This is a genomic window from Pseudomonas sp. UFMG81 (genome assembly GCF_015354575.1).
In the GTDB taxonomy this organism is placed as follows: Bacteria; Pseudomonadota; Gammaproteobacteria; order Pseudomonadales; family Pseudomonadaceae; genus Aquipseudomonas.
The window spans coordinates 1-14727 of the sequence record NZ_JACAFQ010000065.1; the positions used below are offsets into that span (position 1 = coordinate 1).

Here is a 14727-nt window from a genome sequence, read left to right on the forward strand (position 1 = left end):
TTTCAATGGTAGACGAAGGGTGGAGGGGAGGGGGATGCCATCGCGGGGCAAGCCCGCTCCCACGCTTTGCGTGGGAGCGGGCTTGCCCCGCGATGGGGTTGACGCTTACTCGGCGAGTTTGTAAGCGATGATGTAGTCGCCCATGCGAGTGCCCAGCGAACCATGGCCGCCAGCGGTCACCAGCACGTACTGCTTGCCGTCCTTGCCGGTGTAGGTCATCGGCGTGGCCTGGCCACCTGCCGGCAGGCGGGCCTTCCACAGCTCTGCACCGTTCTTCACGTCATAGGCGCGCAGGTACTGGTCCAGGGTGCCGCTGAGGAAGCCCACGCCACCGGCAGTGACGATCGAACCGCCCATGCTCGGCACGCCCACCGGCATGCCGATCGGCACTGGGGTGCTGTCACGGGTGGTGCCGTTCTTGTGCTTCCACACCACCTTGTTGGTGAACAGGTCGATGGCGGCCACATAGCCCCAGGCCGGCGCCTGGCAGGGGATGCCCAGCGGCGACATGAACGGGTGCATGGTCACCGCATACGGCGCACCGGTGTTCGGCTGCACGCCGCTGGTCTCGCTTTCGCGCTTGCTGCCTTCGGCCACTTGCTCGCGCGGGACCATCTTCGACACGAAGGCCATGTAGTTCGGCGAGGTGAAGAGGATCTGGCGTACCGGGTCGACCGACACGCTGCCCCAGTTGAACACGCCGACGTTGCCCGGGTACACCAGCGAGCCCTGCTCGGACGGCGGGGTGTACTGGCCTTCGTAGCGCAAGCTGCGGAACTGGATGCGGCAGAGCATCTGGTCGAACGGCGTGGCGCCCCACATGGCTTGTTCGGTCAGGTCCGGGCCGAGCAGGTTGAGGTCGGAACGGGCCTGGGTCGGTGCGGTGTGGTCGCCTTTCACGGCACCTTGCGGCGCCGGGATCTCGCGGATCGGCACGATCGGCGTGCCGTCGCGGCGGTCGAGCACGTACAGGCTGCCTTGCTTGGTCGGCACGATGACCGCGGGTTTGACGCCGTCGTCGGTCTTCAGGTGCACCAGGGTCGGCTGGCTGCCAACGTCCATGTCCCACAGGTCGTGGTGGGTGAACTGGTAGTTCCAGCGCGCCTTGCCGGTGGCCAGGTCCAGGGCGACGATGCCGGCGCTGTACTTCTCGGCACCCGGGGTGCGGTCGGCGCCCCACTGGTCGGGGGTCTGGTTGCCCAGCGGCAGGTAGATCATCCCCAGGTCTTCGTCGACGCTGGCGATCGACCACATGTTGGCCGAATTGCGGCTGTAGAACTTGCCATCGGCCAGCGGCTTGGTGTCGTCCGGGTTGTTGCTGTCCCAGTTCCACACCAGGTGGCCATCGTGCACGTCATAGGCGCGGATCACACCGGACGGCTCGTTGGTCGACTCGTTGTCGGTGACGTGGCCGCCGATGATCACCAGGCTGCGGGTGATCGCCGCCGGCGAGGTGGAGTAGTAGCCACCGGCGGTGAACGGGCCGATACCACGGGTCAGGTCGATCACGCCCTGGTTGGCGAAGCCTTCGCAGACCTTGCCGTTGTCGGCGTTGATCGCAATCAGGCGGGCATCGGCGGTGGGCAGGTACAGGCGGCGCGGGCAGGCCTGGGCCACGGCCTGGCCTGCGTCGGTGATTTTCGGTGCCGGGCTGCCGTCACGGCTGACATAGCTGTTCTCGTCGTAGTACGAGACGCCACGGCAGGTCATGTGGGCGAAGCCCTTGAAGGTGCCGGTGGGGCTCTTGACCTGCGGGTCGAAGCGCCAGATCTCGGCACCGGTGTCCGGGTCCAGGGCCAGCAGCCGGCTGTGGGCGGTGCAGGCATAGAGCATGCCGTTGACCTTCAGCGGGGTGTTCTGGTTGGTCAGCTCGACCGGGTCGTTCTCGGTCGGCAGGTCGCCGGTGCGGATGCGCCAGGCTTCTTCCAGGCGGTAGGCGTTCTGCGGGGTGATCTGGCGCAGCGGCGAGTAGCGATCGCCATGCTCGGTGCGGCCATAGGCCTGCCATTCACCGTCCGGCATGGCCGGGGCGGCGCTGCCCATTTCGCTGTTGTCGCGGTTGAACGCGCCACGGATCTCGCCCGGGTGGGTGAACTGGCTGGCCACGGCGGTGGCGCCAGAGGCCACCACGGCCGCGCTCAGCAGGGCGGTGTTGATCTTCGACGCCGGGCCCAGCAGCGGGCGACGCGCCCAGGGCAGCAGCAGGACCACGCCGATGGCGAACCAGATGGCCAGGCGTGGCACCAGTTGCCACCAGTCCAGGCCGACTTCCAGCAGCGCCCACACGGTGCTGCCCAGCAGCACCAGGCCATACAGGCCCAGGGCGATGCGCCGCTTGGCCAGCAGCAGGATGCCGGACAGGGCGAAGCCGATACCGGCAATCAGGTAGTAAAGCGAGCCGCCCAGCTGGCTCAGCTTGATGCCGCCGGCCAGCAGGGCCAGGCCCATCAGCAACAGCAGCACGCCCATCAGGCGCGGTAGCCAGCGGGTTCCATTCTTGGCACCGTCAGTGCTCATCGTCTGTTCTCCGTAGTGTGGAAGGGTGGGTTAGAAGGTGCTCTGGATCTTCAGGCCGCCGACCAGCGCGTCATCGACCTGCGACACCCCGCCCGGGTGGCGGATGTACTGCAGGTTCGGGCGCACGGTGAGCCAGTCGGCCAGGTGGATGCCGTAGTAGAGTTCGGCGCTGTATTCGGTGTCCTGCACGGGCAGGTAGCCAGGGTTGTCGTAGTCGTGGAGACCGGCGGCCTGGTTGCTGAGGCGGGCGTTCTTGCGGTAGCCGGGGTTGACGTGCACGCGGGCCAGGGCGAAACCGATGTCGTCCTTGGCGCGGGCGTCGAACGGCCCTTTGTAAACCAAACCGGCCTGTACATAGTTGTCGATGGCATTGGTCTTCTTGTCGTGCACCGTGGCATTGGCGAACAGGCTCAGGCCGCGCGACTGGTCGGACGCCTGCGCGGTCACCTGCTGCTGCACGCCGAGCCACAGGCCATGCTTGCTCGAGCTGCTGCGGTAGGCGGCGCCGCTGATGGCGGCCGGGCTGCCGTTGCTGTCCTTCAGAACATCCTGTGCTTTGGCATTACTGTAGTAGTAGCCGGCGCGATATTCCCCTTTCAGGCCATTGACCCGCGGGCTCCACACCAGCTCGACCGGCATCACCGCGCCCTGGGTGCCGCTGCCGCTGAGCTTGAAGCCATTGCCCGATTCGAGGTTGGAGGGGTTCTGCTCGAACACCCCGACCTGGGCATAGAGTTCATCATTGAGGTTGTAGCGCACGCGCAGCGCCCACTGGCTGACCGGCCAGTTGTACCAGATGCCGCCCACCCAGTTGCCCACCTGCGAGCCGCAGAACGCCAGGTTCTGGAAGTCGCAAGGGAAGCTGTTGAAGTCCTCGCCCTCGCCGAAGCGGCCGAATTTCACATCCAGCGCACCGTCGAAGTACTTCTGCTTGATCCACATCTGCGTCAGCCGCCAGGTTTCGCCGCGGCCCCAGACTTCCTGGGCCGAGGTGAAGCCGCCGACCCTTGGGTCGTTGATGCGGTCGTTGCTGATGTTGTCGCCGTGGCGTTCGGTAACGGTCAACTGGAACTCGGTGTCGCCCCAGCCGAGGATCTTCTGCAGGTCCATGTTCACGCCAAAGGTGAACTGGTCGCTGTAGCGCGCGGTGCGGTCATGGTCGTAGCCGCCGTGCAGGTTGCTGCCCATCTCGCCGGTGTAGCCGAGGGTGAAGTCGTAGCCTTTTGCCAACAGCTCAGTGCGGGTGCCGCCCCAGTCGCCCAGCATCCAGGGCGAGTCCTTGGCGAACATTTCGCTGGCGCTGGTGGTGGGAGAAAGGGCGCCGAGCAGGGTGGCGAGGGTGATACCGGCGTAGCAGGAATTGGGCAGCTGGAGCATGAGATAGCGCTATCTTTTGATTGTTGAAGAAACGGCAAGCGCAACGAGGCGTGTGGGCGTCGAAGGGAAATGGCTGCGAAAGGTATTCGATGAAGCGTTTCAGCTTGCGGCGGGGAGGATATAGGGGAAGTTGTAAGAAAAAAAGACAAAATGTCGCAGGGGATTGTTGCGGGGTGAGTAACAGTAGGTGCGCATGAGGCTGCTATGCAGCTTTTTCGCCGACAAGCCGGCTCCCACTTAACGGGCTAGCACATCCAGTGTAGGAGCGGCCTTGTGTCGCGAAAGGGCTGCACAGCAGCCCCGGCAATGTATGTGATAACGCAAAAACCGGGGCCGCTTTGCGGCCCTTTCGCGACACAAGGCTGCTCCTACAGAAAACTGCGTCACCCTTGTGGGAGCGCCCCCTATGATCAGAAGCTCGTACGCAGCCCAACCTCCACACTACGCCCCGGCGCCGGCGCGATATCGCGCAGGATGGAGCTGGCATAGCGCACCGTCTGGTCCGTCAGGTTCTCCCCGCGCACAAAGGCCAGCCACTGGCTCTGGCCGATATCGAAGCGATAGCCAAGGCTGGCGCCCAGGGTGGTATAGCCATCGGTGCTGGTTTCGTTGGCCGGCGTGCGGTGCTGCGACGAGGCGTGCTGCACGTCGACCCGCGCCTGCCAGCGCTCCAGTTCCCACACCAGCGCGCTGTTCAGGCGCAGTGGCGCGATGCGTGGCAGCGGCTCGCCGCTGTCGAGGTTCTTCGCCCGGGTGTAATCGCCCGAGAGTTCCAGGGCGAAGCTGCCGTAGCGGTTCTCCAGCAACTGCCAGCGGTCCTGGGCTTCGATGCCGTAGAAGCGGGCACGCACGCCCTGGTAGGCGTACTCGGGAATATCGCCGTGGTCGTGGTCATGGTCATGGTCATGATCGTCGCCATGGTCATGATCGTGCCCTTCACGCAGGTTGCCGGTGCCGATCAGGCCGATGTAGTTGCGAAAGTGACTGTAGAACACGCCTACGCTGCCCTTGTGGGTGCCGTTGTCGAAACGCAGGGCCAGGTCAGCGGAGATCGCTTTCTCTTTATTCAGGTTCGGGTCGCCCACTTCGAATGCGCCGGTCGCCACATGGGCGCCGTTGGCATACAGCTCGTAGAAGGTCGGCGCGCGTTCGGTGTAGCCGAGGTTGGCGGCTAATGCCCAGACGGGGTCGAGCTGGTAGACGGCACCGGAGGAGAGGCTGAAGGCGTTGAAGCTGCTGGCGCTGTCGGCGCCGGCGAAGGCTTCGTTGCCCTTGGCGTCCGGGTCCACACGGGTGTGTTCCAGGCGTGCGCCCAGGCTCAGGTTCAGGCGTTCGCTGGCCTGCCATTGCTCGAGCATGAACAGCGCCAGGCTGTCGGTGTCGGTGTGCGGAACGAAGGCCTCTTCACCCAAGGCGGAGAATTCGTTGCGGCTGACCTGGGCGCCGATCACCCCTTCGACCGGGCCGAGCGGCTGGTGACGGGCCTCGATGCGCGCCTCGTAGCCCTTGTTCTTGAACGTGGTGTGCACTTCGCCGCTTTCGATCTCGCGGTGCTGGTAGTCGGTGTAGCCGGCGTCGAGCTTGACCGAGCTGAACGGCCCGTCGAGGTCGCGCAGTTCCGAGGCGAAGCCGTAATGGTCCTGTTGCATGTCCAGGCGCACGCCGGGCTCGGCCACCGAGCCGTAGTTGCTGTCGTAGCGGCTGTAGGACAGGCCGGTATAGCCGTGGTCCCAGTGGTAGCTGCCGCCGATCGCGCCGCCGTCCTGGCGGCCGTCGCTGTTCTCCAGGCGGTGCTTGCTGCCGGGCTCGTCGGCGTCGCGCACCTTCGAGCTGCGGGCATAACCGGGGATGCGCAGGTCGTTGAACTGGCGGCTGTTGGCGTCCAGATGCAAGGCGAAGGTGCCGTTGCCGGCCTCCAGTTTTCCGGCACTGCTGCGGGTGGTGTCGGCGCCACCGTAGCGCAACTCGCCAGCACCGTGGATGCCGTCGATGGGCGCGTCGGGGATGCGGTTGTCGAAGGTATTGACCACCCCGCCGATGGCGTTGCCGCCGTACAGCAGGGCGGCCGGGCCGCGCACGATCTCGACCCGGTCGACGGTGACCGGGTCCAGCGGCACGGCGTGGTCATAGGACAGCGACGAGGCATCCAGGGCGCCGACGCCGTTGCGCAGGATGCGGATACGGTCGCCATCCAGGCCGCGGATCACCGGGCGGCTGGCGCCGGGGCCGAACCAGGTGGAGGCGACGCCGGGCTGCTTGTTGAGGGTTTCACCCAGGCTGCCGTGCTGCTGTTGCAGCAGTGCATCGCCTTCGAGCACGGTGCTGGGGGCGGCCAGTTGGGTGCTGCCCAAGGGGTTGGCGGTGATCACCTGAGGTTGCAGCTCGACGGCGTGGCTGGCGGGCGAGGCCAGCCACAGCGCGACGGCGAGGGGGGAGAGGTGGAGCGGCATGTGACGCATGGGGATGGGGCGTTCCTTGGCAGAGATGTTTTGTTGTTACACTATAACATCACTATTTCAGCACAGAGGTTTTGCTGCTGGCCAGTGGTTTTTGTTGGTGGCGTTGGCTTCAGTGCTGGCGCTAGTTGTAGGAGCGGCCTTGCCGGGGCGCCGGACCGGCCGGAACGGGCTGCGCAGCAGCCCCGGCAATTTGTGGCGAGGCTGAAATCCTGGGGCCGCTGCGCAGCCCTTTCGCGGCACAAGGCCGCTCCTACACGGGGAGCGCGCAGAGCTCACTACACTCGTGTAAGGTGCGCACCTTCCCGAACCTGGAGCACAGGCATGAGCACGGCCCAACACAACGCGCTGCACGGCAAGACCCTCGAGCAGATCCTCACCGAGCTGGTGGCGCACTATCAATGGCAGGGCCTGGCCGAGCGCATCGATATCCGCTGCTTCAAGAGCAACCCCACCATCAAGTCCAGCCTGACCTTCTTGCGCAAGACGCCCTGGGCGCGGGAGAAGGTCGAGCAGCTGTATGTGAAATTGCAGCGCAAAGGCTGATGCCGCGCCGCCCTTGGCTGACCTTCGCCGCCGTGCTGGGCTGGAGCGGCCTGGCGATCCAGCTGTACCTGGTGTTGCTCGGGCGCTGGCAGGAGCAGGCCAGCCTGGTCGGCGGGCTGGTCAACCTGTTCTGCTACTTCACCGTGCTGAGCAACACCTTGGTGGCCACGGTGTTGAGCCAGGCCGCATTCGGCCATGAATCGGCGGCCAGGCGCTGGCTGATCTCTCCGCCAGTGAGCTCATGCATCGCCGCCAGCATCGTGCTGGTGGGGCTGGCCTACAGCCTGCTGCTGCGACACCTGTGGCAACCCCAGGGTTGGCAATGGCTGGCGGATGAGCTGCTGCACGACGTGATGCCGGTGCTGTTCATCCTGTATTGGTGGGCCGAGGTGCCCAAGGGGCAGTTGCGGCTCTGGCACCTGGCGGCGTGGACGCTGTATCCGGCGTTGTACTTCGCCTTTGTGCTGTTGCGCGGGCACGAGATCGGGGTGTACCCGTATCCCTTCGTCGATGTGGCGCGGTTGGGGTATGGGCAGGTGATGGTCAATGCCCTGGCGGTGCTGGCGGGGTTCTGGGGGATCGGGCTGATGTTGCTGGGGGTGGATCGGTGGCGGGGGCGAGGTTTGCGATAATGCTGGGGCCGCTGCGCGCCCCTTTCGCGACACAAGGCCGCTCCTACAGCAGAATGCGATCCTCTGTAGGAGCGGCCTTGTGTCGCGAAAGGGGCGCGTAGCGGCCCCAGGGATGTTCCGGTACAGCACGGTTTCACTCGTCGTCAGCCGTACCATCCGCACGCCAGTAAGCCGCGGCCTTGAGTGCATCTTCCGGCACACCCTTTTCCAGCAGCAGCGCCTTGGCCTGGCGGGTCAGGGCCTTCTCCAGGGCTACCCAGCCGTACAGCCGGCCTTCGGGCAACGCCAGGTGTTTCACCCGCTCCAGCACATCTTCCTCATGCCGGCGTACCCAGATCACCTCGACCTGCGCTTTGCTCGCCAGTGGCTGGCGCTCCTGTTCATCCTCGACCTGGATCACCGCCAGCACCTGGCGCCCCGCCGGTAGCTCTTCCAGGCGCCGGGCAATGGCCGGGATCGCCGTTTCGTCGCCAATCAGCAGGTAGCTGTCGAAGATATCCGGCACCACCATCGAGGCCCGAGGCCCGGCGATATCCAGGGTCTGCCCGGGTGCCGCCTGGGCCGCCCAGGTGGACGCAGGGCCGTCGCCGTGCAGGACGAAATCGATATCCAGCTCAAGGTTCACCAGGTCGATACGCCGTGGCGTGTACTCGCGCATGGTTGGCCGGGCGCCGCCGTCGCGGCCCAGGTTGCGGGCGTCGATGGCCACCTGCTCCTCGGGCGTGCAGGCAAACAGCAGCTTGATGTGGTCGTCCGTGCCGACGCTGGTGAAACCGGCCAGCTCGGCGCCGCCGAGGGTAACGCGGCGCATGCGCGGGGTCAGGTCGCTGACCCGCAGCACGACCAGGCGGCGCTGGCGGATCTCGTGGTTGACGCGGTGGATGCTGTCACTCATGGGGTGTTCTCCGTAACGGCCGGCCCAGAGGCGATGGCCTTGGCAGTGTCGTTGAGCAGGGTGCGCACCCGCTCGATCTCGTCGGCTGTCCAGCGGCCGCTGTGCATGTGCAGGGCATGACGCAGGTTGCCGACGGCTTCATGGATTTCCGGGGGGCGGTCATGGCCGCGCAGGGCCCGCTTGCTCACTTCGATGCGCATGCGCACACCGTCGAGGGCGACCGCTTGCTCGCTCAGTGCGTGGCGGCCGGCGTCGGTGATGGCGTAGAGGCGCTTGCTGCCCTGGATCTGGCCGCTGATCAGCTCGGCCTCTTCGAGGTAGCTCAAGGTCGGGTAGATCACCCCGGGGCTTGGGCTGTAGCTGCCGTCGAACAGGTTCTCGATCTGGCGGATCAGGTCGTAGCCGTGGCCGGGTTGCTCGGCCAGCATCGACAGCATCAGCAGTTTCAGGTCACCCGGGGCGAACACCCGCGGGCCACGTTCGCCGCGGCCAGAGCGGCGTTCGAAGGGGTCATGAGAGGAATGATCGCGCATGGCGCAAGGGCTCCGTCTGTTTCGATATATCGCAAGATATTACTCAAGATATATCTAAAGACAAGCCCTCAAATGCAGATGATTATCATCTAGTTGCTCGATAGGTCGTTGCGTTGAACGGGTTGCAACGCCACCTGCGGCGCCTTGCAGGCGTTGGGATTGTTCGGCTCCAGGTAGGGCATGAGGATCGGCGCCATGCCCTTGAGCACCTGCACCGGCAGCGCCGAGGTGAAGGTGAACGCCTCGGCGCTGCGGCCCGGTACGAAGGCGGTGAGGGTGCCGAAGTGGTTGTCGCCGAGGAAGAACACGAAGGTCGCCGTGCGGTTCAGCGAGCGCGAGCCGATCAACCGGCCACCGGCACCGAAGCTTTCGATGCGGTTGTCGCCGGTGCCGGTCTTGCCGCCCATCACCAGCGGCGTGCCGTCGTGCAGCTTGAAGCTGCCGGAGATGCGCCGCGCGGTACCGGCGTCGACCACCTGCGACATCGCCCCCTTGAGCGCCCGGGCCACTTCCACCGGGAGGATCCGCTGGCCACGGTCGGGGTCGCTGAGCAGTTGGGTTTCGTAGGGCGTGCCCTGGGCGAAGTGCAGCGTGTCGATGCGCAGGGTGGGCAGGCGCACGCCATCGTTCTGGATGATCCCGACCAGCTCCGACAGTGCGGCAGGGCGGTCGCCGGAGCTGCCGATGGCGGTGGCCAGCGACGGCACCAGGTGGTCGAACGGGTAGCCGACACGCTTCCAGCGCTGGTGGATATCGGTGAAGGCCTCGATCTCGACCATGGTGCGGATACGGCTGTCGCGGGCGCCCTGGTGGCGGCTCTTGAACAGCCAGCTGTACACCTCCTGGCGCTCGAAGCGGCTGGCGTTGAGGGTGTCCTTGAGCGAGGCGCCGGGGTTCTTCAGCAGGTAGCCGAGCATCCACAGGTCCAGCGGGTGCACCTTGGCGATGTAGCCCTGGTCGGGCAGGTCGTACTTGCCCGGGCCATAGGCCTCGTACATTTCCACCAGACGGCTGTCGGTGAGCTTGGCCATGGCCAGCTTGTCGTCCTTGCTGTGGGCGCGCACGAAACGGTTGAAGGTTTCCTGGCCGGCCTCGGGGAACAGGTAGCGGTGCGCCGCAGCCAGGCGCTGGGGGGTGACGCGCATGCTGTCGAGGAAGGTGTCCAGGCGCTGTTGTGAGGTCTTGCGCTGGTACTTCTTCCAGAACCGCATCATGTAGTTGCTGCCTTCGCGGTCGGCGAAGCGCGCCAGGTATTCCTGGCGCCGTGGGTCGGCGTCATCCTTGAGCAACGGTTCGCGGTTGAACGGCTGCTGATAAGTGACGTAGCGCACCAGGTCGCGCATCAGGCGGATGAACGGCAGGTTGATCGATTCGCGCAGGGCGTCCTTGAGCGTTGGGTTGCGGTTGTTGTCCTCTTTGCGGAAGTTGTTGAACACATGCATGCCGCCGCCGGTGAAGAACGCCTCGCCGGTGTTGGCCGAGTACTTGCGGTCGAGTGCCGCGTCGAGCATGGCATCCAGGCTCTGGTTCTTCTGGTTCAGCATCAGCCATTCCAGCGACCACTGGCTGATGCGGTCGAGTTCGGCCACCGGCACCTTCTTCAGTTCCGCAGGCGGCTTGCCGGCATATTTGTCGTGCAGCTCGGCGATGATCTCAAGGTAGGTGGTCAGCACCCGCAGCTTGGCGGTGGAGCCCAGCTCCAGCTTGCTGCCCTCGTTGATGTCGAAGGGCTGGTTGGTGCTGTCGGTCTGCACCCGCACCCGCGAGCCGTCGGCGGTGCGTTCGAACAGGGTGAAGCTGTAGCTGACCTGGTCGGTGGTCTTGCTGGTGAGCAGGCGCTCGCCGATCAGCCCCATCTGCGCGGCGAACGCCGGGTCGGCGAGGTTCTTCAGGTACTGGCTGACCTGCACGTTCAGGTCGGCCTGCAAGGTGCTGGTGGCCGATACGTCGAGGCGGTCGAGGTCGTACAGCGGCCGGTTGAGCATCGCCGCCAGGCGGTTGCGCGCCAGGCTGATGCCTTTGTTGGTGATGATCGGCACGATGGTCGGTTGCGCCACCCAGTCGCGGTACACCGCCTTGCTGGCCAGCGCGGCGTCGGCCAGCGGCCCGTCGATGATGCCGTTGGCGGCCAGCACGCGGATGTGCGAGTCGGTGAGCTCGGCCAGCTCGATACGCCCCTTGGACAGGTAATGCGAAGGGCGGCGCTGGGCGATCATCAACGACAGTACCTGGCGCAGGGCCAAGCCGCGTTCGGCCATGCTCTTCTCGTCGCTGGCGGTGGCGGTGAGCGCCTGGTTGACCTGGTCGAAATCGGCGCCGTACCACACCCGCAGGCCCTCGGCCATGCCATGCACCTCACCGTGGCCGGGCACCGCCGACAGCGGCACGCTGTTGAGGTAGTCGCGCACGATGCGTTCGCGCGCCTCGGTGGTGTCCGGCCCGCCCTGGTAGGCGCGCACGCTGGCCGAGATCATCTGGCGGATCTTCTCGGCACCGGACACGGTCAGCCCGTCGGGCGAGTGGCGGTATTTCTCCAGCTGGGTGGCCAGGGTGCTGCCGCCGGCCGACTGGCCGGGCAGGGCGAAGTACTTGGCCACCTGGCTGTAGGCGGCCTTGGCGAACCGCGGCCAGTCCACCGCCGGGTTGTTCTGCGGGTCTTTGGGGTCGAGCAGCTCGCGGTTCTCGATGAACAGCAGGCTGTTGACCATCACCGGTGGGATCGCGGCGAAGTTGGGGTACAGGTGCTGCGGGTAGTTGTACTGGTAGAGCATGTCGCCGCGGCAGTCGGTGATCGACAGGCCGGCCTGGATCTTCTCCACGTAGGGTACGAACAGGCCATGGTCGACGTAGTTCATCAGTGCCGGGGAGAAACGCACCTGCTGGTTGATCAGGTAGTCGCGCTTGAGCAGGCGCGGCAGGAATTCGCCCAGTGCGCTGTAGCCCAGGCGTTTATCGAACGGGCCGTCGCCAGGGTAGACGATGGCATCGCTGGGGCCGGGTTCGAGCTGGTAGGTGAGGGTGCTGGCCAGCTTGCTGAATTCGCGCGACTGCACGCGCGAGGTCTGGATCTCGTCCCAGGCGGCGAAGCCCACGGCCACCAGGCCGACGATCAGGATCAGCAGGATCAGCCGCCACCACAGGCGGCGCTGGCGCGCAGGTTTTGGCGGTGGAGTGTCAGCCTGGGGTGCTTTGGGTGCTTCCGTACTGCTTGGTTCCGATTGCCACAGTGCGCCCATAGTCTTGAGTCCGGCCAGGTATTTTCGCGTTACTTGTCTGAAGCTTAGACGGTGCCCGGACTTGGTGAAAAATTTGTAGGAGCCTTCGATTAGTCGAGTATGAACATGCGCCTTTGGTGCGACTTCCATTCTTCGGCAATGTTGTTAAGGTAGCTGCCCCATTCCTGTGCGTGGGTGGAGTGAGGCGGTGATGCCCCTCCATGAATGGGGTTTGGCCCGAGAATTCTCGCCAAATTTCCCACTGTATATAGTGAAAAGCCCTGCTGGTGCCTTCCTATACTGCTCGACCCCTTCGACCCGCCGGTGCCCCGCGCCCGGTGGACAGGCCGGCCCACAAGGCTGCCTGGCGAGACGACGCCCCGCTTATCGGCGCGGCCGGTGCTGCACGAAGGTCAAATCCAATAACAAAATGAGGTTGTATTGCTATGCCAGTCGGCAACCACCCAGTCCAGGGCGAGTCCGCCCAGGGCGGCCCGCTCAAGCGCGAGCTGGGCGAACGGCACATCCGTCTGATGGCCCTCGGCGCCTGTATCGGCGTCGGCCTGTTCCTCGGTTCGGCCAAGGCCATCGAAATGGCCGGCCCTGCCATCATGCTCTCCTACATCATCGGTGGCCTGGCCATCCTGGTGATCATGCGCGCCCTCGGCGAGATGGCCGTGCACAACCCGGTCGCCGGCTCCTTCAGCCGCTACGCCCAAGACTACCTCGGCCCGCTGGCGGGCTTCCTCACCGGCTGGAACTACTGGTTCCTGTGGCTGGTGACCTGCGTTGCCGAGATCACCGCGGTGGCCATCTACATGGGCATCTGGTTCCCCGACGTGCCGCGCTGGATCTGGGCGCTGATGGCGCTGGGCAGCATGGGCGCGATCAACCTGATCGCGGTCAAGGCGTTCGGCGAGTTCGAGTTCTGGTTCGCCCTGATCAAGATCGTCACCATCATCGCAATGGTGCTCGGTGGCATCGGTGTGATCGCCTTCGGTTTCGGCAATGACGGCGTGGCCATGGGCATCTCCAACCTGTGGAGCAACGGCGGCTTCATGCCCAACGGCGTGACCGGCGTGCTGATGTCGCTGCAGATGGTGATGTTCGCCTACCTGGGCGTGGAGATGATTGGCCTGACCGCCGGCGAAGCACGCAACCCGCAGAAAACCATCCCCCAGGCCATCGGCTCGGTGTTCTGGCGCATCCTGCTGTTCTACGTGGGCGCGCTGTTCGTGATCCTGTCGATCTACCCGTGGAACGAGATCGGCAGCCAGGGCAGCCCGTTCGTGATGACCTTCGAGCGCCTGGGGATCAAGACCGCGGCCGGCATCATCAACTTCGTGGTGATCACCGCCGCGCTGTCGTCCTGCAACGGCGGCATCTTCAGCACCGGGCGCATGCTCTACAGCCTGGCGCAGAACGGCCAGGCCCCGGCGGCCTTTGCCCGCACCTCGAAGAACGGCGTGCCGCGCAATGCGCTGCTGCTGTCGATCGGCGCGCTGCTGCTGGGCGTGCTGGCCAACTACCTGGTGCCGGAGAAGGTGTTCGTCTGGGTGACCTCGATCGCCACCTTCGGCGCGATCTGGACCTGGGTGATGATCCTGCTGGCGCAGCTCAAGTTCCGCGCCGGGCTGTCCACTGCCGAGCGTAATGCGCTGAAGTACCGTATGTGGCTGTGGCCGCTGAGCTCGTACCTGGCGCTGGCGTTCCTGGTGCTGGTGGTGGGGCTGATGGCGTACTTCCCGGACACCCGCGTGGCGCTGTACATCGGCCCGGCGTTCCTGGTGTTGCTGACGGTGCTGTACTACACCTTCCGCCTGGCGCCTAAAGAGGCCCAAGGCGTGGCGAGTAGCGTCGCCTGAATGAACAAAGCCCCGGCCAGTGCCGGGGCTTTGTTTTTGGGGACCTATACAGGCCTGCTCGGAAATGCGCATACCCCCTGTAGGAGCGGCCTTGTGTCGCGAAAGGGCCGCGTAGCGGCCCCAGCAATCTTGAGGCGTACTTGAAATCCTGGGGCCGCTGCGCGGCCCTTTCCGGCCGGTCCGGCGCTCCGGCAAGGCCGCTCCTACAGGCGTTATGCGCAAAGCTCGCGATCTCAGCGGCCCAGGCCAACCTCCATGTCATCGATCAGCGCCTTGGCCAGGGCGCTGAGGATGCGCGCCGAGCTGCCGGCCACCAGGTCGCCTTCCATTTCGGCTTCGGTGGTGAGGTGGCGGATACAGCCGAGCAAAACCGACAGCTCGTCGAAGGCGTGTTGGAACGGGATACCGGGCTGGATGCGGTAGAGCTCAAGGCAGGGGGTAACGCCCGCGGTGCTCGCCTGGTCGGGTTGGGTGGTCATGGCTGGGCTCCTGTTTCGCGGCGCACCAGCGGGTAGAGCAGCTGGTTCAGGTAGATGCAGGTGTTCAGCAGGGTTTGGCGCTGCTCTTCGCAGTCGGTGTCGAAGTAGAGGTCGAGGACTTCGCGCAGGCAGTCCATCAGCGAGGTGGCTTCGCTGCGGGCGGCTTCGGGGGTGAGGTCGGGGGAAACGGTGAGGTAGGGGAAGAAATGGGG

At 65.4% G+C, this 14727-nt stretch carries 11 protein-coding genes; 3 read left to right on the top strand and 8 right to left on the bottom strand.

The window, feature by feature from the left end; all coding sequences use genetic code 11:
- Positions 1-105: 105 nt before the first annotated feature.
- From IX761_RS26575 to IX761_RS26585, 3 genes are all read right to left on the bottom strand, one after another.
- A complete protein-coding gene (locus IX761_RS26575; protein ID WP_194792448.1) occupies positions 106-2517 on the bottom strand; it encodes a glucose/quinate/shikimate family membrane-bound PQQ-dependent dehydrogenase in 2412 nt (803 codons plus the stop codon).
- A 30-nt stretch (positions 2518-2547) separates the two neighbouring features.
- Complete coding sequence (locus IX761_RS26580; protein WP_194792449.1) at positions 2548-3894, bottom strand: carbohydrate porin; 1347 nt, start codon at positions 3892-3894, stop codon at positions 2548-2550.
- A 410-nt stretch (positions 3895-4304) separates the two neighbouring features.
- The gene (locus tag IX761_RS26585; RefSeq protein WP_194792450.1) at positions 4305-6353 is read right to left on the bottom strand and encodes a TonB-dependent receptor; all 2049 of its coding nucleotides are present in this window, start codon (positions 6351-6353) and stop codon (positions 4305-4307) included.
- Between the two features lie 321 nt (positions 6354-6674).
- Here IX761_RS26585 and IX761_RS26590 point away from each other — a divergent pair, with 321 nt between their 5' ends.
- Positions 6675-6896, top strand: coding sequence for a VF530 family DNA-binding protein (locus IX761_RS26590; RefSeq protein ID WP_194792451.1), 222 nt, complete (start codon positions 6675-6677; stop codon positions 6894-6896).
- Positions 6896-7528 carry a Pr6Pr family membrane protein gene (locus tag IX761_RS26595; RefSeq protein WP_194792452.1) on the top strand — a complete coding sequence of 211 codons (633 nt, stop codon included), beginning with the start codon at positions 6896-6898 and terminating at the stop codon, positions 7526-7528. The genes IX761_RS26590 and IX761_RS26595 overlap by 1 nt, the downstream gene beginning before the upstream one ends.
- 133 nt (positions 7529-7661) lie before the next feature.
- Here the strand turns inward: IX761_RS26595 and IX761_RS26600 are convergent, their stop codons facing one another.
- The 3 genes from IX761_RS26600 to IX761_RS26610 form a co-directional block, all read right to left on the bottom strand.
- Complete coding sequence (locus tag IX761_RS26600; protein ID WP_194792453.1) at positions 7662-8423, bottom strand: siderophore-interacting protein; 762 nt, start codon at positions 8421-8423, stop codon at positions 7662-7664.
- Positions 8420-8956: a PadR family transcriptional regulator gene (locus tag IX761_RS26605; RefSeq protein ID WP_194792454.1), complete on the bottom strand. Its 537-nt coding sequence runs from the start codon at positions 8954-8956 to the stop codon at positions 8420-8422. Before IX761_RS26605 ends, IX761_RS26600 begins: the two co-directional genes overlap by 4 nt.
- Before the next feature lie 89 nt (positions 8957-9045).
- A complete protein-coding gene (locus IX761_RS26610) occupies positions 9046-12192 on the bottom strand; it encodes a biosynthetic peptidoglycan transglycosylase (RefSeq protein WP_194792455.1) in 3147 nt (1048 codons plus the stop codon).
- 425 nt (positions 12193-12617) lie between these two features.
- Here IX761_RS26610 and IX761_RS26615 point away from each other — a divergent pair, with 425 nt between their 5' ends.
- Complete coding sequence (locus IX761_RS26615) at positions 12618-14036, top strand: amino acid permease (protein ID WP_194792456.1); 1419 nt, start codon at positions 12618-12620, stop codon at positions 14034-14036.
- A 233-nt stretch (positions 14037-14269) separates the two neighbouring features.
- Here IX761_RS26615 and IX761_RS26620 read toward each other — a convergent pair whose 3' ends face one another.
- Complete coding sequence (locus IX761_RS26620) at positions 14270-14515, bottom strand: DUF3077 domain-containing protein (protein ID WP_194792457.1); 246 nt, start codon at positions 14513-14515, stop codon at positions 14270-14272.
- On the bottom strand, positions 14512-14727 hold a 216-nt coding region (locus tag IX761_RS26625; protein WP_194792458.1), incomplete at its 5' end, for a hypothetical protein. The genes IX761_RS26620 and IX761_RS26625, both read right to left, overlap by 4 nt.